At 75.5% G+C, this 18269-nt stretch carries 10 protein-coding genes; 3 read left to right on the top strand and 7 right to left on the bottom strand.

Features of this window, described 5'->3' with window-relative positions; genetic code table 11:
• Positions 1-488: 488 nt before the first annotated feature.
• The 6 genes from sbnB to QQY24_RS26810 all read right to left on the bottom strand — a co-directional run bounded on the left by sbnB (position 489) and on the right by QQY24_RS26810 (position 6545).
• Entirely contained in the window at positions 489-1496 is a 1008-nt protein-coding gene (gene sbnB, locus QQY24_RS26835; protein ID WP_301975286.1) for a 2,3-diaminopropionate biosynthesis protein SbnB, read from the bottom strand.
• Positions 1497-1537: 41 nt separating this feature from the next.
• The gene (gene sbnA / locus QQY24_RS26830) at positions 1538-2485 is read right to left on the bottom strand and encodes a 2,3-diaminopropionate biosynthesis protein SbnA (RefSeq protein WP_301975285.1); all 948 of its coding nucleotides are present in this window, start codon (positions 2483-2485) and stop codon (positions 1538-1540) included.
• Positions 2482-3714, bottom strand: coding sequence for a glutamate synthase-related protein (locus QQY24_RS26825; protein WP_301975284.1), 1233 nt, complete (start codon positions 3712-3714; stop codon positions 2482-2484). Before QQY24_RS26825 ends, sbnA begins: the two co-directional genes overlap by 4 nt.
• Positions 3711-4727 (bottom strand): asparagine synthetase A, encoded by a 1017-nt coding sequence (locus tag QQY24_RS26820; protein ID WP_301975283.1) that lies wholly within the window; start codon positions 4725-4727, stop codon positions 3711-3713. Before QQY24_RS26820 ends, QQY24_RS26825 begins: the two co-directional genes overlap by 4 nt.
• A gap of 68 nt (positions 4728-4795) precedes the next feature.
• Positions 4796-6088 (bottom strand): methylaspartate mutase, encoded by a 1293-nt coding sequence (locus tag QQY24_RS26815; protein ID WP_301975282.1) that lies wholly within the window; start codon positions 6086-6088, stop codon positions 4796-4798.
• A complete protein-coding gene (locus tag QQY24_RS26810) occupies positions 6075-6545 on the bottom strand; it encodes a cobalamin B12-binding domain-containing protein (protein WP_301975281.1) in 471 nt (156 codons plus the stop codon). Before QQY24_RS26810 ends, QQY24_RS26815 begins: the two co-directional genes overlap by 14 nt.
• Before the next feature lie 398 nt (positions 6546-6943).
• Here QQY24_RS26810 and QQY24_RS26805 point away from each other — a divergent pair, with 398 nt between their 5' ends.
• Positions 6944-9601 carry an amino acid adenylation domain-containing protein gene (locus QQY24_RS26805; protein WP_301975280.1) on the top strand — a complete coding sequence of 886 codons (2658 nt, stop codon included), beginning with the start codon at positions 6944-6946 and terminating at the stop codon, positions 9599-9601.
• Positions 9574-15768 carry a non-ribosomal peptide synthetase gene (locus QQY24_RS26800; RefSeq protein WP_301975279.1) on the top strand — a complete coding sequence of 2065 codons (6195 nt, stop codon included), beginning with the start codon at positions 9574-9576 and terminating at the stop codon, positions 15766-15768. Before QQY24_RS26805 ends, QQY24_RS26800 begins: the two co-directional genes overlap by 28 nt.
• A 111-nt stretch (positions 15769-15879) precedes the next feature.
• Here QQY24_RS26800 and QQY24_RS26795 read toward each other — a convergent pair whose 3' ends face one another.
• On the bottom strand, positions 15880-16875 hold the full coding sequence (locus QQY24_RS26795; protein WP_301975278.1) for a helix-turn-helix domain-containing protein: 996 nt from the start codon (positions 16873-16875) through the stop codon (positions 15880-15882).
• Between the two features lie 272 nt (positions 16876-17147).
• Between QQY24_RS26795 and QQY24_RS26790 the strand changes: the two genes are divergently transcribed.
• Positions 17148-17888 (top strand): peptidase E, encoded by a 741-nt coding sequence (locus QQY24_RS26790; RefSeq protein WP_301975277.1) that lies wholly within the window; start codon positions 17148-17150, stop codon positions 17886-17888.
• Positions 17889-18269 lie beyond the last annotated feature (381 nt).

Here is an 18269-nt window from a genome sequence, read left to right as displayed (position 1 = left end):
GCCCGGACCGGCGCCACTGCCCGGACCGGCGCCGCGCCGGGCACCGTCGTCCGCACCCACCCCCACGCCCGCGCCCACAGCCGCTGCGCCGCCCCCGGCACGGGCCGCGGCCACAGCCGCCGGAGGTGCGGGCGTGCGCGCGGCCGGGTGGCGGGGCGCCCACGGAGCCGGTCGGGGCCGGGGCCGCGGGACGGAAGCGGCGCGGGCGGCCGTCGGGTCGGTGTACCGGGGCCGGGCGGACGGAGGCGCGGCCGGTGGAACGGCCCCGGCGCGTCGATCGCGGCGTGCTGGAGCCCTTCCTTCCCGGTCCGCCTCCTCCCCGGCCCGCCCGGTGTCCCGGCCCGCGGCGGGCAGGCCCGGCGCAGCCCGGTCGGGCACGCGCGGAACGCCCCGGTCCCGCGGTCCCCCCGAGGTGCTCGGGGGGACCGCGGGACCGGGGCGTCAGGGCCGGCGCGCGGAGTGCGGAGCGGCGGCGGGGGGCGGCCGGCTCACCAACGGGCCAGCTCGGGGAAGAATCCCGGGACCTCGGTGGCGCGACCGGTCTCGAGGGCGATCCGGTAGATGTGGCAGCCGAGCGCCAGGTCCAGCACGCCGAGGCCGAAGGGGGAGAAGACGATGGGGCGGTCGCGGCGGAGGGTCACCTCGCCGCGCAGGACGTCGGCGAGGGTGCCGTCGATGAAGTCGCGCGTTCCGTACTCCGTTTCGGTGAGGTGGGGCGAGGTCTGCGCGGTGAGGCAGTGGTCCGTGTCGTCGAGGATGTTGTGGCACTTGATCATGACGGTGGGGTGGATGTCCCGCAGGGAGAGGTTCAGGATGACCTGCCCCTGCAGCAGCGTCTGCCCGTCCGCCAGCCAGGGCGCCGGGGCGGTGGTGGCCAGGACCACCAGGTCGGAGGTGGCGAGGGCCGCGTCGATCCCGGTGACCGCACGGGCCTGCCAGCCGTGGGTGTCGGCGGCGTAGGCGGCGAAGGTCTCGGCGTAGGCGTCCACGTGGTCGTGGACGAGGCACTCCCGTACGTTCAGGCCGCGGGCCGCGAGGAAGTCCGAGACGGTGCGGCCGATGACGCCGGCGCCGACGAACAGCACCGTGCGGGGGGCGTCGTCGGGGGCCAGGGTCTCCACGGCGAGCGCGGCGGAGGCGGCCGTGCGGGCGGCGCTGATCGTGGACGCCTCCAGGCAGGCGAACGGGTAGCCGGTCTCCGCGTCGTTGAGGAGCAGGACGGCGGAGGCCCGGGGCAGGTTGCGCTGCACGTTCTGCGGGTAGCTGGCGATCCACTTCAGCCCGGAGACCGGTGCCTCGCCCCCGAGGTGGGCGGGCAGGGCGATGATGCGGGCGCTCGGGTTGTCGGGGAAGCGCAGGAAGTAGCTGTTGGGGTTCACGGTGGCGCCGCGGCTGTGCTGGAGGTAGGTGTCCCGCACGATCTCCAGGACGTCGGAGGGCGCCGAGGTGATGACGTCCTGGGCGACGGTGCCGTCGATCACGTGAAAAGTCGACATCGGTGGTTGCCTTTCGCGGGTGGGAGGGCACGGGGTACGGCTCAGGCGAGGGCACCGAGGTGTTCGCCCACCCAGTCGTCGTTGTAGACCGTTCCGAGGTAGCGCTCGCCGAGGTCGGGTGAGACGGCGGCGATGCGGGAGCCGGCGGGGAACCCGTCGCGGTACTGGCGGATCGCGGCCAGGACGGAGCCGGTGGAGCCGCCGACCAGCAGGCCGTGGGTGCGGGCGAGTTGCCGGCACTCGCGGACGGCGTGCTCCTCGGCGACGAGCACCACGTCGTCGGCGAGGCCCGGTTCGAGCAGTTCGGGGATGCGGCTGGCGCCCAGTCCGGGGATGAGGCGGCGGCCCGGCGCGGCCCCGAAGATGATGGAGCCCATGGCGTCGACGGCGACGATCCGGGTGTGCGGGGAGAACTCGCGCAGGTAGCGCGAGCAGCCGACGAAGGTGCCGGTGGAGCCGGCGCCGACGAACAGGTAGTCGATGTGCTGGAGTTCCTTGAGCATGGCGCGCGCGGTCTGCTCGTAGTGCGCGCGCGGGTTGGCCGGGTTGGCGTACTGGTTGAGCCAGACCATGGCCGGGTCGGCGGCGACGCGGTGCCGGATGTGGGCGATGCGGGACTGCAGGAAGCCGCCGTTGGCGTCGACGGTGTCCACGACGACGACCTCGGCGCCGAGGGCGCGCATGTGGTCGATGCTGGTGGCGTTGGTGTTGGGATCGACCACGCAGGTGAAGGGGTAGCCCTTGGTGGCGCAGATGGAGCTGAGGGCGATGCCGAGGTTCCCGGAGGAGGATTCGATGACGCGGGCGCCGGGGGTGAGCACCCCGCGGTGCTCGGCGTCCTCCACGAGGCTCAGCGCGGTCTTGAGCTTGACCGAGCCGGCCGGGTTGAGGCCCTCGATCTTCAGGAAGACGTCGGCGCCGGGTGCCATCCGGGTCAGCCGGACGAAGAGGTCGTCGGTGACGAGTTCGTAGGTGTGCTCGTAGATCATGACTGGGGCCTCCACAGGTCCTCGGCGCTCGTCTCGTGCACCGTGTACTTGCCGAGGGCGCTGACGGCCATGCGCATCTCCAGTGCCATGGCCTCCAGGAGGCGTTCGAGTCCGTGCTCGGGGTCCTCGTCGGCGGCGACCAGGGCGGCGCGGCCCAGGCCGACGGCGCGGGCGCCGAGGGCGAGCAGCTTCACGGCGCGGATGCCGTCCCAGACGCGTCCGCTGGCGAGGAGGACGCGGTCGGCGGGGTCGACGCGGCGCAGGCACTCGGCGAGGGGGAGCCCCACGTGGTCGAGGAAGCCGGTCGGGGCCCAGCCGGTGCCGCCCTCGGCGCCGTCGACGGTGACGGCGTGGGCACCGGCCTCCCAGGCGACGGCGGCGGCGTGGCCGACGTCGCGGCCGGGGAAGAGCTTCACCCAGCAGCGGGCGCGGGGGTAGTTGTTGCGCATGAGCTGGATCTGCCGGCGGAAGATCTCCTCGGTGAAGGTGCCGGGGCTGGAGCAGCGCAGGACCGCGTCCCCGTCGGCGGAGAGCCGTTCGACGGCGTACTGCCCGTCGAGGTCGGCGGCGACCACCTCACTGATCATGGTGAGGCCGCCGAGGCCGGGCTTGGCGCCCTGGCCGGCCTTCAGTTCGAAGCCGAGGCGGCCGGTGGCGAGGAGCCCGGAGACGGCGGGGTCGCTGTAGACGTGGTTCCACACCTCGGAGTCGGCGTCCTCGGTGCTCTGCTGGACGCAGACGCCGCCGACGCCGTCGGGCAGTTCCTCGCAGTAGGCGAGGATGCGCTCCAGCAGTCCCTTGCGGTGGTCGTCGCCGCCGGTGCGGAAGCCGTTCATCGGGGCCACGTTCTCGCCGATGACCATGGGGATGCCGAGGCGGCCGGCCTGGCGGCTGATGGCGAGGCTGGTGCCGGCGACGCGGGTGGAGCCGAGCGCCGACACGTACACCGGCAGGGGGGCGGTGAAGCCGCCGAGGGCGGTGCCGAGGCCGACGTCGGAGTAGAGGGGCTCGTGGCCGAGGTCGATGAGCTTGGCGAGGCGGCCCGGCATGAAGACGGGCGGGACCAGGCGCAGGGCGTCGATCCCGTCGCCGTCCGGCGTGGTGCCGGGGCCGGCGCCGAAGACGGCGGTGCCGTAGCTCCGGGGCGGGGGGAAGACGGCGGCGGCGCCGTCGCGGGCCCGGGCGCGGACGGCGTCCTCGGGCAGTCCGGGTGCGGTCAGGTACGTCACGGCGACACCACCCCGGCGATCTTCGGGAAGGCGGTGGCCTGCCAGGCGGAGTCGAGGCCGGCGATCCAGCGGGTGAGGCGTTCCAGACCGATGCCGAAGCCCGCGCTGCGCGGGATGCCGTGCCGGGCGACGTCCAGGTACCAGGCGTACTTGGAGGGGTTCTCGCCGGTCTCCCGCATGCGGGTGACCAGGGCCGCGTACTCGTACTCGCGTTCGCTGCCGCTGCACATCTCGCCGCAGCCCTCGGGGGCGATGAGGTCGAAGTTGAGCAGGGTGCCGGGGTCGGCGGGGCTCTCCTTGTCGTAGAAGCCGCGGGAGCCCTTGGGGTAGCCGACGACGAAGAAGGGGGCGTCGGCCTGGCGGGAGACGCGCTCCTCGGCCTCCCACTCGATCTCCGTGCCCAGGGCCTGCGGGTAGCCGCCGGCGCGCAGGCGCTCGACGACCTCGGCGTGCGGGACGCGGGCGAAGGGCTCGGCCACGAACCGGCGCAGGGTGTCGGGGTCGCGGCCGAGGACGGCGAGGTCGTCGCCGCACTCGTCGAGGACGGTGGTGACGGCGTTGCGGACCAGGCCCTCGGCCACGTTCATGGCGTCGTCGCGGGTGGCGCCCGCGAACTCGACGTCGATCTGCCGGAACTCGGTCAGGTGGCGGTGGGTGGAGCTGGTCTCCACGGGTTCCAGGCGGACGTTGGGCGCGACGAGGAAGATGCGGTCGAAGGCCAGCAAGGACGCCTGCTTGTAGAGGATGGCGCTGGTCATCAGCTTGTAGCGGTGACCGTAGTAGTCGATGTCGACCTGCTTGGCGCCGCGCGAGCCGGGATCGGTGACGGGGCCGATGACGGGGTGGGCCATCTCGACGGCGCCGCCGGCGCGCAGGAACGCGCGGGCGCCGGCGACGATCGCCTGCTGGACGCGCAGGGCCGCGCGGGTGCGCGGATCGCGCAGGTGTTCCAGCGGCGAGGGCAGGGCGGGGGTGGCGGCGAGCATCGGGGCGATGTCGGTCTGCAGGGTCATGTCGGTCCTTTTCGGGTCGGCTCGGACCGCCGGGCCCCGGGGGGGCTGCGGCGACCGGGGGCGGTCCGTCAGCTCACTCGGCCGAGGGATGCGGCGGACGTGTCGTAGCGGTTCTTGACGTGGTGCAGGGCGTGCAGCAACCCCGACGAGGTCAGGCGCCGGGCGCGCCGCACGGGGGCGGCGGGCCGGCCCAGCGGGAGCGACCCGGTGCGGGACCACTCCAGGCGGCCCCGGTCGGAGATGACGCTGCGGGTGCGGCCCGCGTTGTCGGGATGCAGGCAGTAGGGGACGTCGAGGTAGCCGCGGGCGAAGGCCCGGACCAGGGCCTGCCCGATGTCGTCGTGCAGGCCGAGGACGGCCTGCACGAGGGACCGCGCCTCCCCCTCCACGCCGGTGGACGGCGGTGGTGCGGTGCGCCGTGCGGTGCGCGCGGCGGCGGCCGCGGCGGTCTCCAGCGCGGTGACGTTCTCGGCGACCGACGGGATGCGGGCGGCCTCGGCGGCGGTCTTGACGATGAGGCGGGCGGCACCGGTGCGCACGGCGAGCCGGGCGGCGTCCGCGACGAGTTCCAGCGCGCCGGCCGCGGTCTCCGGGTACACGCCCATGTAGGCGTAGACGACCACGTGCCAGGAGGTGTCCGGGAGGTGGTCGGCGGCCAGGGCGCGCAGGGCGTGGACGGCCTCCTCGTCCTGTTCGGCGCTGGTCTGCTGGGCGTAGCTGAGGGAGACGCTGCGGATGCCGTGCTGCCGGAAGAACATGCCCTCCAGGACGGAGAGGGCGATGAGCAGCGAGGGCGGGCAGAGCTGGCCCAGCATGCAGCCGCCGAAGCTCTCCAGGTGCGGTTCGGCGCCGGTGGCGCGGAGTTCGGCGAGCGTGCGGCACGCCTCGCGCCAGGCCTGCACGGAGGCGGCCAGGGGGGTGCGGCCGTAGGGCAGGCAGTAGGAGACGGGACCGCCCTCGGTGGCGTCGAGTCCGGCGGCGATCAGGGCGTCGACGATGCGGCCGGGCAGGGCGGAGCCGTGGCGCACCTGGACGGGGAAGTCCGCGCCGTGGACGCCGTCGAGGAGGGCGGTGGTGGTGGCCACGGGCAGGCTGACCAGCGGGTAGCCGTTGAGCGGGTGCCCCTGGGCGGCGGCGCGGGCGGCGGCGGCGTAGTCGCCGACGCGGGTGAAGCTGTCCAGGGTGAGGGTGCCGACGGTGGTGGCGTCGGCGCCGCGGGTGGCGAGCAGCCCGGCGCGCATCCGGCCGGGGTCGGCGAAGCCCATGCGGGGCTGGACGACGAGGGTGCCGGAGCGGGCGGCGGCCTCCATGAAGCGGTGGAAGGCGCCGCCGGCGGGGCGGGGGAGGTCAGCGGACGGCATCGGCGTAAGCCCTTCCGTGCCCGTGTTGCGGGAGGGCGTCCAGCAGGCCGAGCAGTCCCGGGACGGCGTTCGGCCCGGTCAGGACGGCGTCGAATCCGGCGGCGACGAGCGCCGCGTGGACGTCGGGGCCGGTGGCGCCCGAGGTGTCGAGCTTGCCGCCGATGACGAGCGGTACGCCGGACAGGGCGGGCACGGCACGCACCGCGCGGGCCAGGGCCGGGGCCTCCTCGGCGCCGTGGCCGTTGACGGTGCTCACGACGATGAGGTCGGGCACCCGGGCCGCGGACTCGGTGGTCAGGACGTCGACCGGGACGCAGGCACCGAGGTTGGTGACCTCCCAGCCCTGTTCCTCCAGCAGGAGTTGGAGGAACAGCAGGTTCCAGGTGTGCGAGTCCGAGGGGATGGTGCTCAGGACCGCGTGACGCGGACCGTCCGGGGGCTGGTGACGCAGGTACACGACCGGCTTTCCTCTCGACACCGTGATGGGACCGCGATCGCTGCGACCGGGTCGGTCACCCGTGGAGGTGCCTGCGCCGCCGGGGCGTCCGGGCCGTCCGCAAGTGACGCCGTCCATCGTGCGGACCGGTGATCCGCTGCGGCACTGGGCACTTGTGACCAGCCGCCGGGGCGGCACTTGTGCCCACTGGGGGCGCCCGCCCGCGCGTCCTAGCGTGCTTGTCGCGGACGTCCCGGCACCGGCGGTCCCGGTGCCGGCCGGTCGCGGTGCCGCCGCCGGCGGCGCGGCCCCGGGCCCGCCCCGGCGGCACCCCGCGCCGTGCGCCGCGCGCCGTTGCGTGACGTGCCGTCCGTGAACCGCTTGTACCGCTGAGACGTGCTGACATTGGGGAGTGAACGGTGGCTGATCACCAGGTGGAGGAGTGGCGGCACGCGCTGGCGGGGCTGGAACCGCTGGAACTGCCCGCGGACCGGCGGCCGGCGGGGGACGGACCGGGCCCTTCGGGCCGGATCTGCTTCGACGTCCCCGTGGCCACGGCCGACGCGCTGTCCGCGCTGGCCCGCGACCGGGGCGTGGAGCCGTCGGCGGTCCTGCTGACGGTGTTCCAGGCCCTGCTCGCCCGCCACGCCGGCCGGGGCGACGTCCCGGTGGTCGTGCCCCGGGGCGACGGAACGGCGGCCGTGGTGCGCGGAGCGGACGGCGACCCGCCGTTCGAGCAGGCGCTGGCGCACGTCGCGTCCGGTGTGCGGGCGCGCGGCGGCCTGCCGTGGCCGCGGCTCGTGGAGGCGGCCGGCGGTACCCTGGCCGGCGCACCCTGGTTCGCGTGGCGCGCGACGGCCCGGGAGGCCGCGCTGTTCCCGCCGTCGGCGCAGCTCACCCTGGAGGTCGTCGCCGACGGCGACGCGCTGCGCGGTGTCCTCGGCTACCGGACGGACCTGTTCGACCGGGCCACGGCGGAGCGGATGGCGGGGCACTTCGGGGTGCTCGCCCGGTCCGCCGCCGGGTCGCCGGGCACGCGGCTGGCCGCGCTGGAGATGCTGACGCAGGCGGAACTGCGGCGGATCCTGTCCGAGTGGAACGGACCGCGCTCGCCGTTCCCCGGCACCGCGACCGTGCACCGCCTGGTGGAGGAGCGGGCCGCGCGGCAGCCGCAGGCGGTGGCCGTGGAGTACGACGGGCGGCAGCTGACCTACCGGGCGCTCGAGGAGCGGGCGAACCGGCTGGCGCACCACCTGCGGGACCGGGGCGTGGGCCCCGGCACGCTGGTCGCGGTGTGCCTGGACCACGGCGCGGACCTGGTGTGCGCCCTGCTCGGAGTACTCAAGTCCGGTGCGGCGTACGTGCCGTTGGACCCGTCGTACCCGGCCGAGCGGCTGCGGTACATGGTCGGGGACAGCGCCGCTCCCGTGGTGGTCACGCAGTCCGCGCACGCCGGTCTGTTCGCCCCGGGACCGGAGCTGCTGCTGACCGACCGGGAGTGGCCGGCCGGCGACGGCACGGCCCCGCCGGCCGCCGCGGGACCGGACGACCCGGCGTACGTCATCTACACCTCCGGCTCCACGGGCCGCCCCAAGGGCGTGCGCGTCGCGCACCGGGGAGTGGTCAACTACCTGCACTGGTGCGACCGGAACTACCCGCCGGCGCCCGGCGCGGAGATCGGCTCGCTGCTGTGCTCGTCGGCGGCGTTCGACCTGACGGTCACCGCGCTGTTCCTGCCGCTGGTGCAGGGGCTGCGGCTGGTGGTGCCGCGGCCGGGCCCGGGGCGGACGGTGTGGGACGCGGCCGTCGACCTCGTCGCGACCGGGGTGCCGGTCAGCTTCCTGAAGGCGACGCCGTCCCACCTGGAGCTGCTGGCCGCCCGGCTGGAGCAGGACGGGCTGCGGCACGCCGTCGCGACGGTGGTGGCCGGCGGCGAGGACCTGACGCCGGCGCTGGCGCACCGGGTGCTGGCCGGCGGCACGGACGCCACGGTGATCGTCAACGAGTACGGGCCGACCGAGGCGACCGTCGGCAACGTGGCCGGCCGGACGGGGTCGGTGGACCCGGGGGCGGACCACGTGCCGATGGGCCGGGCGATCGACAACACCGAGGTGTACGTGGTCGGCGCGCACGGCCAGGTGCAGCCGGTGGGCGTGCCGGGCGAACTGCTGATCGGCGGGGTGAACCTCGCCCTCGGCTACCTGAACCGGCCCGGTCTGACGGCGCAGCGGTTCGTGCCGCACCCGTTCGCCACGGAGCCGGACGCCCGGGTGTACCGCACCGGTGACCTGGTGAAGTGGCTGCCGGACGGGCGGCTGGTGTACCTGGGCCGGATCGACGACCAGGTCAAGCTGCGCGGGCACCGGGTCGAACTGGGCGAGATCGAGAACGCCCTGCTCGCCCGGCCCGGCGTGGCGGCGGCCACCGTCGTGGTGCGTGAGGACACGCCGGGCGACAAGCACCTGGTGGCGTACCTGGTGCCGGCCGGCGGAGCCGCCCCGGGCGCGGCCGAGCTGCGCGCGGCGCTCGCCCGGGACCTGCCCGGGCACATGGTGCCCGTGCGGTACGTGACGCTGGAGCGGCTGCCGCTGACGCCGAACGGCAAGGTGGACCGCAAGGCGCTGCCCGCGCCGCAGGGCCACCGCCCGGACGTCTCCGCCGCGTACGCGGCGCCCCGCACCCCGACCCAGCGGGCGGTCGCCGGCATCTGGGCGGAGCTGCTGGGTGTCGACGCGGTCGGTGCCGACGACGACTTCTTCGAGCTGGGCGGGCACTCCCTGCTGGCGGCCCGGGTCGCCTCCCGGCTGCGCCGGGACCTGGGGGTCGACGTGCCGTACCGCACGCTGTTCGGGGCGCCGACCCCCGCGCTGCTGGCGGCGGCCGTGGACGCGCTGGACCCGGGCGCGGCGGCGGCGATGCCGCGGGCGGACCGGTCGGCGGGAGCGCTGCCGCTGTCCTTCGCCCAGCGACGGCTGTGGTTCCTGGACCAGTTGCAGCCCGGACGGGCGGAGTACGTCGTCCCGGTCGGGCTGCGCGTCGGGGGGACTTCGTGCCGGAGGCGTTCGGGGCCGCGCTGACGGCGCTGACGGCCCGGCACGAGATCCTGCGGACCCGGTTCGTCGCGGACGGCACGGGCCGTCCGGTGCAGGTCGTCGACGCTCCGCGCGAGGTCGCCGTGGAGGTGCACGACGCGCGGTGCTCCGGCGCGGACGCGGCGCGCGGGATCCTGCGGGAGGCGGCGGGCCGGCCCTTCGACCTCGCGTCGGGACCGCTGCTGCGCGCGGTGGCGGTGCGTACGGCCGACGCGGAGTGGCTGGTGCTGGTCGCGGTGCACCACATCGTCTCCGACGGCTGGTCGGAGGGCGTCCTGGCGCGGGAGCTGCGGGAGCTGTACGGCGCGGCCGTGGAGGGCCGTCCGGCCGCGCTCGCCCCGCTGGACGTGCAGTACGCGGACTTCGCGGTCTGGCAGCGCGGGGCACTGGACGGGCCGGCGCTGGACGGGCAGGCGGCGTACTGGCGGGAGCGGCTCGCCGGGGTGCAGCCACTGGAGCTGCCGGCCGACCACCGCCGGCCGGCCGAGCGCTCGGGCCGGGGCGGCACGGTCGCCCTCGGCGTGCCCGCCGACGTGGTCGACGCGGTGCGGCGGACGGCGGCGGGGCGCGGGGCGAGCCTGTTCATGTCGTTGCTGGCCGTGTTCCAGCTGCTGATGGCCAAGTACAGCGGGCAGGAGGACATCGCGGTCGGCAGCCCGGTCGCGGGCCGCACCCGTGCCGAGACCGAGGACCTGATCGGTTTCTTCGTCAACACCCTGGTGATGCGCACCGACCTGTCCGGCGATCCGACCTTCGGGGAGCTGCTGGACCGGGTGAAGGACACCGCGCTGGGCGCCTACGACCACCAGGACCTGCCCTTCGAGCGGCTCGTCGAGGAACTGGCCCCGGACCGGGACCTGTCGCGCACTCCGCTGTTCCAGACCATGTTCGTGCTGCAGAACACGCCCGACGGGAACGCCTGGGGCCTGCCGGGCCTGGTGGTGGAGCCGTTCGCGGTGCGGGCGGAGGAGGCGAAGTTCGACCTGACGCTGTTCCTCACCGAGCGGCCCGACGGCTCGCTGGACGGCAGCCTGGTGTTCGCCCTGGACCTGTTCGAACCGGCCACGGCGGAGCGGCTGGCCGGGCACTTCACCACCCTGCTGCGCGCCGCGGCCACCGGCCGGGAGCGGCGGCTGTCCGAACTGGAGGTGCTGAGCGGTGCCGAGCGGCGGCGGGTGCTGACCGAGTGGAGCGGGACGGCGTCCGCGACGGGGGCCGGGGGGACGACCGTCCACCGGCTCGTCGAGCAGTGCGCCGCCGCCCGGCCCGGGACGGCCGCGGTGCTCACGGACACCGGGGAGCTGACCTACCGCGAGCTGAACGCGCGGGCCAACCGGCTCGCCCGGCACCTGCGGTCGCACGGCGCCGGTCCCGGCCGGGTGGTCGCCGTCTGCCTGGAGCGCGGGCCCGACCAGATCACCGCCCTGCTCGCGGTCCTGAAGTCCGGCGCCGCCTACGTGCCGCTGGACCCCGAGCACCCGGCCGACCGGCTCGCCTTCATGCTCGCGGACACCGGGGCCGTGCTGGTGGTCACCGACAGCGCGCGCACCGGGCGGCTGCCCGGGGCGCCCGCCCGGTTCCTCACCGACCGGGACTGGCCGCGCCTGGCGGACCTGCCGGCGCACGACCCGGAGCCCGCCGCGGCCCCGGACGACCTGGCCTACGTCATCTACACCAGCGGATCCACCGGGCGCCCCAAGGGCGTGGAGATCGAGCACCGCAGCCTGGCGAACCTGGTGCGGTGGACGGTCGAGAGCTTCGCCGTGGCACCCGGCCGGCGGGTCGCGCTGCTCGCCGGTGTCGGGTTCGACGCGGCCGCGTGGGAGCTGTGGCCCGCGCTGGCCGCGGGCGCCACCGTGTGCGTGCCCGACGACACGGTGCGGCTGACCCCGGCGCTGCTCCAGCGCTGGCTGACCGGGAAGCGGGTGCGGGGCACGTTCGTGTCGACACCGGTGCTGGAGGCGCTGGCCGCGCTGGACTGGTCGGAGCCGACCACGCTGGAGTACGTGCTGACCGGCGGGGACGCGCTGCACCTGCCGGCCGGGCTGCGGCTGCCCTTCCGCGTCGTCAACAACTACGGGCCGACCGAGTCCACGGTGGTCACCACCTCCGCCGAGGTCGTCCCGGGCGTCCCGGTGCCGCCCATCGGCCGCCCGGTGCGCAACACCGTCGTGTACGTCGTCGACCGGCACGACCGGCCGGTGCCGACCGGCGTGCCGGGCGAGCTCCTCGTCGGCGGCGCGGGGCTGGCCCGCGGCTACCGGGGGCTGCCCCGGCAGACGGCGGAGCGCTTCGTCACCCTCGACCTCGACGGCACCCCCCGCCGGGTCTACCGCACCGGCGACCGCGTGCGCTGGCTGCCCGACGGCCGGCTGGAGTTCCTCGGGCGGCTGGACGACCAGGTCAAGCTGCGCGGCCACCGCATCGAGCCGGGCGAGATCGAGGCGGTGCTGCTGGACGGCCCCGAGGTGGCCGCCGCCACCGTGGTCGTCCGCGAGGACGCCCCGGGCGACAAGCGGCTGGTGGCGTACGTGGTCCCGGCCGGCGGCACCGGCCCGGCCGAGGAGGGCCTGCGCGCCCGTCTGCGCCGTGAACTGCCCGACTACATGGTGCCGTCCGCGTTCGTGGTGCTGGAGCGGCTGCCGCTGACGCCGAACGGCAAGGTGGACCGGCGCGCCCTGCCCGCACCGGAGCCCCGCACCGGCGGCGCCGGCGGCGCGGCACCGCGCACGCCGGCCGAGCGGGCGGTGGCGGCGGCCTGGTCCGAGGTGCTGGGCACGGAGGTCACCGGGGTCGACGACGACTTCTTCGCGCTGGGCGGCCACTCGCTGCTGGCCACCCAGGTGACCTCACGGCTGCGGGCGGAGCTGGGCGTGGAGGTTCCGGTGCGGGCCCTGTTCGCCTCGCCGACCGTGGGCGCGCTGGCGGCCGTCGTGGAGGAGCTGGACACCGGCGGTGCGCAGCGCATCGCTCCCGCCGACCGCGCGGGCGGTCCGCTCCCGTTGAGCTTCGCCCAGCAGCGGCTGTGGTTCCTGGACCAGCTGGAGCCGGGCCGGGCCGAGTACGTCGTGCCGTTCGCGCTGCGCGTCGGCGGCGCACTCGACACGGCGGCCCTGGACGCGGCCCTGACCGCGGTGGTCGCCCGGCACGAAGCCCTGCGGACCCGGTTCGTCGCCGACGACGGCGGCCGGCCGGGACAGGTGGTCGACCCGCCGGCACCGGTCCGGGCGGCGGTCCACGACCTGCGGCACCTCGCCGGTCCGGAGGAACGGCTGCTGGCCGCGAGGGAGTTGGTGGAGGCCGAGGCGGGCCGGCCCTTCGACCTCGCGTCGGGCCCGCTGCTGCGCGCGAGCCTGGTGCGGCTGGCCGACGAGGAGGCCCACCTGCTCCTGGCGGTCCACCACGTCGTCTGCGACGGCTGGTCGCAGGGGGTCATGGCGCGCGAGCTGCGCGAGGGCTACCGGGCGGCGGTGTCGGGTGCCGCGGCGCGGCTGCCGCAGCTGCCGGTGCAGTACGCGGACTTCTCCGTGTGGCAGCGGGAGCGGCTGACCGGTGACGAGCTGGAACGGCAGCTGGCGTACTGGCGGGAGCGGCTCGCCGGGGTGGAGCCGCTGGAGCTGCCGACCGACCGGCACCGGCCGGCGGGCCGGCCCGGGGGCGGTGACAGCGTGGAGTTCGCGGTGCCGGCCGAGGTGGCCGCGCGGCTGCGGGCGGCGGCCACGGCCCGGGGCGCCAGCCTGTACATGGTGCTGCTGGCGGTGTACCAGGTGCTGCTGGCCAAGTACAGCCGGCAGGACGACATCGCCGTCGGCAGCCCGATCGCGGGCCGCAACCGCGCCGAGACCGAGGACCTGATCGGCTTCTTCGTCAACACCCTCGTCATGCGCACCGACCTGTCCGGCGACCCGGCCTTCACCGAGCTCCTCGACCGCGTCAAGGACACCGCGCTGGGCGCCTACGACCACCAGGACCTGCCCTTCGAACGGCTCGTCGAGGAGCTCGCCCCCGACCGCGACTCCTCCCGCAACCCGCTGTTCCAGACCGTGTTCACGCTGCAGAACACGCCCGACGACCACGCCTGGAACCTGCCGGGCCTGGAGGTGGAGCCGTTCACGGTCACGCTGCCGGACGCCAAGTTCGACCTCAGCCTGATGATGTCCGAGGACGCCGGCGGCGACCTGCGCGGCACGCTGGAGTACCGTACGGACCTCTTCGAGCGGGAGACGGTCGTCCGGCTGGCCGATCACCTGGGCAGCCTGCTGGACGCGGTCGCCGGTGCTCCCGGGGCGCGGCTGTCGGAGCTGTGCCTGCTCACGCCGGCCGAGCGGCGGCGGATCGTGGCCGAGTGGAACGACACGGCGCGCGACTACCCGGACACCGCCACCCTGCACGGACTGTTCGAGGGGTGGGCGGCGCGGCAGCCGGACACCGTCGCCGTCGAGGGCCCCCAGGGCGCGCTGACCTACGGCGAGCTGAACGCGCGCGCCAACCGGATCGCCCACCACCTGCGGACCCGGTACGGGGTGCGGCCCGACATGCCGGTGACGGTGTGCCTGGAACGCGGGCCCGACCTGGTGGCGGCCGAGCTGGGCGTGCTGAAGGCGGGAGCGGCGTACGTGCCGCTGGACCCGCAGTACCCCGTCGAGCGGCTGGCGTACATGGTGCGGGACACGCAGACCCCGGTGGTCCTGACCCACGGCGCGCACGCGGACCGGCTGCCGTCCGGCGTGCCGCTGCTGCTGCTCGACCGGGACGGGGACCTGCTGGCCGGCGAACCGGCCGCCGACCCGGAGCCGGCCGCCGCCGCACACCACCTGGCCTACCTGATCTACACCAGTGGCTCCACCGGCCGCCCCAAGGGCGTCCAGGTCGAGCACCGCGGTCTGGTCAACCTGATCCACTGGACGGCGGCCGAGTACGGGCTGGAGCCGGGTCAGCGGATCGGTCTGCTCGCCGGGATCGGGTTCGACGCGGCGGCGTGGGAGTTGTGGCTGGGCCTCACCCGCGGCGCCACGTGCTGCACCACCACCGAGAACGTCCGGCTCGCCCCGCACCTGCTGCGGGACTGGCTCCAGGAGCAGCGCGTCCACGCCGCGTTCCTGTCCACGCCGATGCTGGAGTCCCTGGCCGCGCTCGCCTGGGGCCCGGACAGCACCCTGGACTACGTGCTGACCGGCGGTGACCGGCTGCGGATGCCGCCGCGGGCACGGCTGCCCTTCCGGGTGGTCAACAACTACGGGCCCACCGAGACCACGGTCATCGTCACCTCCACGGTGGCCGAGCCCGGGGACACCGTCCCGCCGATCGGCCGGCCGGTCGCCAACACCCTGGTGTTCGTGGTGGACCAGCACGGCCGTCCGGTGCCGGTCGGGGTGCCCGGTGAACTCCTCGTCGGGGGCGTGCAGGTGGCCCGCGGCTACCGGGGGCGGCCCGAGCTGACCGAGGAGCGGTTCACGGTGTTCGAGGCCGAGGGCGTGCGCAGCCGGGTCTACCGCACCGGCGACCTCGTCAAGTGGCGGCCGGACGGGCAGCTGGACTTCCTGCGGCGCATCGACAACCAGGTGAAGATCCGCGGCAACCGCATCGAGCTGGGCGAGATCGAGGCCAACCTGCTCACCCACCCGGGGATCGGCGAGGTCAGCGTGGTCGTGCGCGAGGACGTGCCCGGCGACAAGCGGCTGGTGGCCTACCTGGTGGCCGCCGGCCCCGGCGCGCCGAGCACGACGGAGCTGCGCGCGCACCTGGGACGGCACCTGCCCGACTACATGATCCCGGCGGCGTTCGTGGTGCTGGAGCGGCTGCCGCTGACCGCCAACGGCAAGGTGGACCGGGCGGCGCTGCCGCTCCCGGACAGCCGGCGGCCGGACCTGGAGACGGCGTACACGGCTCCGCGCAACACCGTCGAACGCGCCGTCGTCTGCGTCTGGGCGGATCTGCTGGGCATCGAGCGCATCGGCGTCCACGACAACTTCTTCCAGCTGGGCGGGCATTCGCTGCTCGCCACGCAGGTCGCGTCGCGGCTGCGGAAGGCGTTGCGGGTCGACGTCCCGGTGCGGACCGTGTTCGACTCCCCCACCCCCGCGGAGCTGGCCCAGAGCATCGCGGACCTGATGATGGCGGCGATCACGGCGCAGTTCGCGCCGGCCGGGTGAGGACGGCCCGGGGCGGGGCGGCCCCGCCCCGGGCGCACCGCGAGGGGCCGGACCCCGGTGACGGGGTCCGGCCCTGGACGGCGGCGCGTGCGAGGAGGCGCGGGAGGGGCGTCAGACCATGTCCTCGACGCGGATGCCGCCCTGGGCGATGGCCAGGGCGCCGAGCTGGAAACGGCTCTGCGCGCCGAACCGGTCGGTCAGCTTCTCGGAGAGCCGGCGCACCGTGCGCAGCGAGACGTCCATGCGGCGGGCCGCGGCGGCGTCCGTCAGGCCCTGCGCCCAGAGCCGCAGGACGTGCTGCTCCTGCAGCGAGAGGCTGCCGCGGGTGCGGGGCCGCGCGTCGGTCAGCGGCTGGGCCTCCTTCCACAGTCGGGCGAACAGCGCCGCGAAGGCCTCGGTGACCGACTCGACGCCGCACACCATGGCGCCGATGACGGAAGCGGCACCGGTCACGGGCACCACGGCGTGCGTGCGGTCGGACAGGATCATCCACACCGGCAGCGACGGCAGCGTGCGCACCGCGCCGGCGTGCTCGCCCCGCCACCGCAGGCGCCCCATCGTCCCGGGGTCGTTGCGGACGCTCTCCAGCACGATGGTGCGCGTGGGCGTGCCGCGCCTGTGCAGGATCTCGTCCACCGGCCGGCCGGCCTCGACGGCCGGTGTGCCGAGCCGCTCGGTCGGCCCGACGGTCAGCCACTCCTGCGCGCAGCTCTCGGCCAGGTCGGCGACGCGCCGCCACACGGCGTCCGGGCCCGCCAGCCACTCGACACCGGGCACGCCCGACCGGCTGCCGCGGCCGTGCTCCGACAGCAGCCGCGTCACCTCCAGCCTGCTGTCCTCGACCTGGAGCCGGTGGCGGGCCAGTTCGGCCTGCTGCCGGGCGAGCATCGCCGCCAGGCCGACCTCCGGGTCGACCGGCCGCCAACCGGTGGCGCCGTCCGCGGGGACCACGAGCAGGAGGGCGGACAGCCGCTCCAGCCCGTCCCGGACCCAGTCCTCGGTCTCCCCCAGTTGTTCCGCCAGCTCGGCCACGCCGGCACCGGGCCGGTCGACCATGGCGAGGTACACGCTCCGAGCGACGGAGTCGATCCCCAGAGAGGTCCCCATGTCCTGCACTCCTGAATGTCTTGTCGTACGGCACCTGTTGGACGTGTCGAGTCGGACGTGTCGAGTCGGACGGCGCTCCACCGGACGGGACGGCACGTCCCCGTGCCGCCGCGGAGGGGGTCCGCCGGCCGGACACCAGTAGACGGGAGCCGGTGCGGGGGCGGATGCGGGCCGGCCACCCAAGTTCTGGCGGACGGGGCCGCCGGCGTACGGCGCCGGGTGAGGGCCCGTTTCGCCACCGGCGTGCCCGAACAGGCGTTACGATCGCGCGCATGCCCGCTTCGCAGCCGACCGTCCTGGCCACCTCCGGAGGGCATCGTGCCGATCCGCGCTCCCGGGTGCTGTTCGACTCCCTGGTCCACCACGCGGTTGACCTCTCCGGCGTGCACGGCCGGCGCCCCCGCATCCTGTACCTCGGAACGGCGGTCGGGGACGCCGAGCACGTCACGGCGCGGATGCACGAGGCGGCCCGGGTGGCGGGCTTCGACCTGACGCCGCTGCACCTGTTCCCCATGCCGAACGTCGAGGACGTGGAGGGCACGCTCCTCGCGCACGACGTGGTGTGGGTGATGGGCGGCTCGGTGGCCAACCTGCTGGCGGTGTGGCGGGTGCACGGCCTGGACGGCGCGCTGCGCCGCGCCTGGCGGGCGGGCGTGGTGCTGAGCGGGGTGAGCGCCGGGTCGATCTGCTGGTTCCGCGGCGGCGCGACCGACTCCTTCGGACCGGACCTGCGCCCGGTCACGAACGCCCTGGGCTTCCTGCCGTACGGCAACGGGGTGCACTACGACTCCGACCCGGGCCGCCGCCCGCTGATCCACCGGCTGGTCGCGGACGGCACCCTGCCGACGGCGCACTGCACGGACGACGGGGTCGGCCTCGTCTACCACGGCACCCGGCTGGTGGAGGCCGTCACGGAGGCGGCGGGCAAAGGCGCGTACGTGGTGACGCGCGAGGGCGACCGGGCCGTGGAGGAACGTCTGGAGCCGCGCCTGCTGCCCGCCGCCGGGAACTGACGCACCGGCGCCTTCGGGCTCGGGGGGCCGCGGCGCCCCGGTACCTTGCGCCGGGGTGCCGCACCCGGCCGAGGACCGCCGCGCCCACCGGTGGCGCCGGGCGGTCCCGGGAGGCCGCGAGAGGCCCTGGGAGGCCCCGCCCGGGAACGGGGCGTTCCGGGCGGCCGGTGCCGGGGCAACGGGGCGCGCGGCCGCGAACACCGGGGATCCCCCACCCGCGCACGCGGCGCGGAAGCACGGCTTCCGCACGCGGGTGCGGGGCGGCCCGGAGGGGTCGGCGGCCTTTCTGCCGGAACATGGGAACCCGCTGTGGCCTGCTGGTTCACCCTCCCGAGCAGGGACGCGGCCGGGACCGGGACCGGTGCGCGGGGGGCGGGCCCC

Source organism: Streptomyces sp. TG1A-8 (genome assembly GCF_030499535.1).
Taxonomy (GTDB): domain Bacteria; phylum Actinomycetota; class Actinomycetes; order Streptomycetales; family Streptomycetaceae; genus Streptomyces.
This window is presented reverse-complemented; position numbering and strand designations above follow the sequence as displayed.

What these genes read in the sequence shown, in the direction of transcription:
- sbnB (WP_301975286.1), bottom strand. Translation starts at nt 1,496, where the DNA reads ATGTCGACTTTTCACGTGATCGACGGCACCGTCGCCCAGGACGTCATC.
- sbnA (WP_301975285.1), bottom strand. Translation starts at nt 2,485, where the DNA reads ATGATCTACGAGCACACCTACGAACTCGTCACCGACGACCTCTTCGTC.
- QQY24_RS26820 (WP_301975283.1), bottom strand. Translation starts at nt 4,727, where the DNA reads ATGACCCTGCAGACCGACATCGCCCCGATGCTCGCCGCCACCCCCGCC.
- QQY24_RS26815 (WP_301975282.1), bottom strand. Translation starts at nt 6,088, where the DNA reads ATGCCGTCCGCTGACCTCCCCCGCCCCGCCGGCGGCGCCTTCCACCGC.
- QQY24_RS26795 (WP_301975278.1), bottom strand. Translation starts at nt 16,875, where the DNA reads ATGGGGACCTCTCTGGGGATCGACTCCGTCGCTCGGAGCGTGTACCTC.
- QQY24_RS26790 (WP_301975277.1), top strand. Translation starts at nt 17,148, where the DNA reads ATGCCCGCTTCGCAGCCGACCGTCCTGGCCACCTCCGGAGGGCATCGT.